The following is a 2,421-nucleotide window of genomic DNA, read 5'->3' on the forward strand; positions in this document are numbered from 1 at the left end:
GACACCGCCAGGCCGCACTTACGGCAGTCCTGCAGCAGTTCAAACAGCTCCCCCTTTGAGCAATCCATCTTACTACAAAACTATCATTATTGTACTATATACTATTAATCTAATACAATAGGCACATTTCTAGCATCTTTCCAACATCATGGATTTACCACCAACGATAAAAAAGAGCGGCTTCGTTACCGCTCTTCTCACGCCAGGCCCCAAATTTCAGGTGATTACTTGCTATCTTCCCTGCCCTTAACGGGTGTACAGCAGCAACAGCCCCTCTGCTCCTGCCTGTTCTTCTCTTCCCTGTCTTCCTTCACTTCTTCAATGATAATCCCCCCGCAGCAGCTGTCCTGTTTTGAGCGTCGGAATAAGTTCAACAGGCCCCTCTTCTGCTTTTGCTCAGCCATTTAAAATCCCCCCATCTAAAAGATTAATTCAAACATATACCCTGCTGTCACAGCCACCATGAAAATGGTGGCCACAAAGGCGACCAGCAACCTGGTGCGGAAAATGGATGCCAGCAGGGTTATTTCCGGTATACTGGTCCCACCCCCGCCAATGATCAGGGCCATAACGGCCCCCAGGGCAGCACAAGAGGTGGGCATCCCGAAACATAATGAAGTCCCTGATTCCGCCGACCATGCCTAGCCGGGAACGCTGGGCCAGCACACCGATCACCAGACCCGCTCCCAGAACTGCCCATACGGGAGTATACATGGCAACCATGAGGGTCTTTTCAAAAAAAGAAAGAGCAACCGTATTTCATGGACAGGCCACTATTTGCCTGGACCACAGGCATTCGGCACAGGACGGGCTGTTGCCCCAGCAATCCATCTCATTGTCGTCGGCCATGGTACAACCCTCCAGAAACTTGCAGTCCGTACAGGAGGGGAACCTGAAGTTTTTTACAGCCACCCTGAAGTTGATATATGCCGGGTCGGTCCAGATTTCATCCAGGCATTTTTCCTTAACATCACCCAGGTAAAAAGGGTAAAAAGGGCGAATTTCCTTGGCCCGGCCGTAGATAAAGCAGCGGTACGAATGCATTAAAGCATAGCAAGGGGATACAAGTCCCCTGTGGTTGATCACCATGGACTTGTCCTCGATAAATTTGCAATACCGGTCGGTACGCAACTTCATGTAAGGAAGCTGGGCCTGGATCATCAGTAATAAGGACTGGTAGTCAAAAGGAATCTCCGTATCTTCCATGTCGTAAAGAATTTGTTCCTTCATTGCTTCATTATAAGGCAAAACATTGGTCACAATCATCCGGCGAGCCTTTAGTTTTAAAACAAGTTCACCCAGCTGAGGTAGCTTATGATAGTTGTCTTTGGTAGCCACAAATTCTATACCGAGTTCCGGAAAACCCACACCTCTTTGTCTTTTTAATTCCTGCAGCAAACGAATATTCCCCATCACACCGTGAAAGTCGGCCCCCTGCCTGATCTGACAGTATCCCTCTTCATCCGGGCCGTCCAGCGAGACGAAGAGCATGTCCAGTTTGATATCGATCAACTTATTGATGACATCTGTATTTAGTAATGAACCATTGGTTATAACCTCGACCCTGTAACCCCGCAACTTGACCAGCTCCAGCATATCCAGCAAGCGGGGGTGGCTGAACGGCTCGCCGAAGCCGCCGAAATGCACACAGTCCAGGGCGGGTAGACGGGAGAGGCTGTCCAGAATGCGCTCAAAGACAGGCCAGTCCATATGAGCAAGTGAGTCTTCCCAGGAATTTCTGATGCAGGTGGTGCAGGCAAAATTACACACCGTAGTTGGTTCAATGTATAGCTTCTTAACATCGGGAACCCGGGGGAGGATTAAAAAACCATCCTCCATTCTAACACAAATGGCATCCACATTACCCGATTCCCCCGCATACCGGGTGAAATCAAAAGGCAACGTTGTCTTCCCGTCCCGGGTAATGACAACTGGTTTTCCCATTTTAAAGTTATTAACGGAAATGGGTCTCTGCGGGGACATACAACAACCTCCTTTGCTGAGATTTGGTTTTATGTATTAAAAGAGAACAATTGTTGCATTTTGGCGCACACCCTTCACACCCTTATATTACGGGATTTTTTAGAGATAGTTTTGGATATTACATAAAAGATAATATAGTGATTTATTAATGTAAAATATATAAAAAATAATATCACAGGCAGCACATTATCAACAATACTTGAAAGGCAACAAATTTTAAAGTAAGCATTCCTGAATACGGGTTTTGAGCTCTATTGACAACATATCATTAGTTTATTACTATATAGCTATAGAATATGGCTTAATATATCAGTCCAGCGAGGAGGGTTTTCCATGGGCAGAGGGTGTTGCGACCCCAGGGCTCCCAGGCCGCAAAAGCTACTGTTGAACGACAGCGAGGTGGGTGTACTTGGTCTGGATGAGATTCTGGAAGAAGTC

Annotated in this window: 3 protein-coding genes; all 3 read right to left on the reverse strand. The window is 47.0% G+C overall.

Translation table 11 applies throughout. The annotated features are described in order from the left end of the window. Nucleotides 1-224: 224 nt before the first annotated feature. The 3 genes from ACPLUI_RS13870 to ACPLUI_RS13880 all read right to left on the reverse strand — a co-directional run bounded on the left by ACPLUI_RS13870 (nucleotide 225) and on the right by ACPLUI_RS13880 (nucleotide 1,983). Nucleotides 225-404, reverse strand: a complete 180-nt coding sequence (locus ACPLUI_RS13870) for a hypothetical protein (protein WP_424660836.1) — start codon at nucleotides 402-404, stop codon at nucleotides 225-227. Between the two features lie 15 nt (nucleotides 405-419). Continuing rightward, nucleotides 420-602, reverse strand: a complete 183-nt coding sequence (locus ACPLUI_RS13875) for a hypothetical protein (protein WP_424660837.1) — start codon at nucleotides 600-602, stop codon at nucleotides 420-422. Nucleotides 603-759: 157 nt separating this feature from the next. Then, entirely contained in the window at nucleotides 760-1,983 is a 1,224-nt protein-coding gene (locus tag ACPLUI_RS13880) for a tungsten cofactor oxidoreductase radical SAM maturase (RefSeq protein ID WP_424660838.1), read from the reverse strand. Nucleotides 1,984-2,421: the final 438 nt, after the last annotated feature.

This window comes from Desulfofundulus sp. (assembly GCF_049701015.1).
In the GTDB taxonomy this organism is placed as follows: domain Bacteria; phylum Bacillota; class Desulfotomaculia; order Desulfotomaculales; family Desulfovirgulaceae; genus Desulfofundulus.

Coding starts and splice junctions, on each gene's coding strand:
- ACPLUI_RS13870 (WP_424660836.1), bottom strand. CDS start 404: ATGGCTGAGCAAAAGCAGAAGAGGGGCCTGTTGAACTTATTCCGACGC.
- ACPLUI_RS13875 (WP_424660837.1), bottom strand. CDS start 602: ATGCCCACCTCTTGTGCTGCCCTGGGGGCCGTTATGGCCCTGATCATT.
- ACPLUI_RS13880 (WP_424660838.1), bottom strand. CDS start 1,983: ATGTCCCCGCAGAGACCCATTTCCGTTAATAACTTTAAAATGGGAAAA.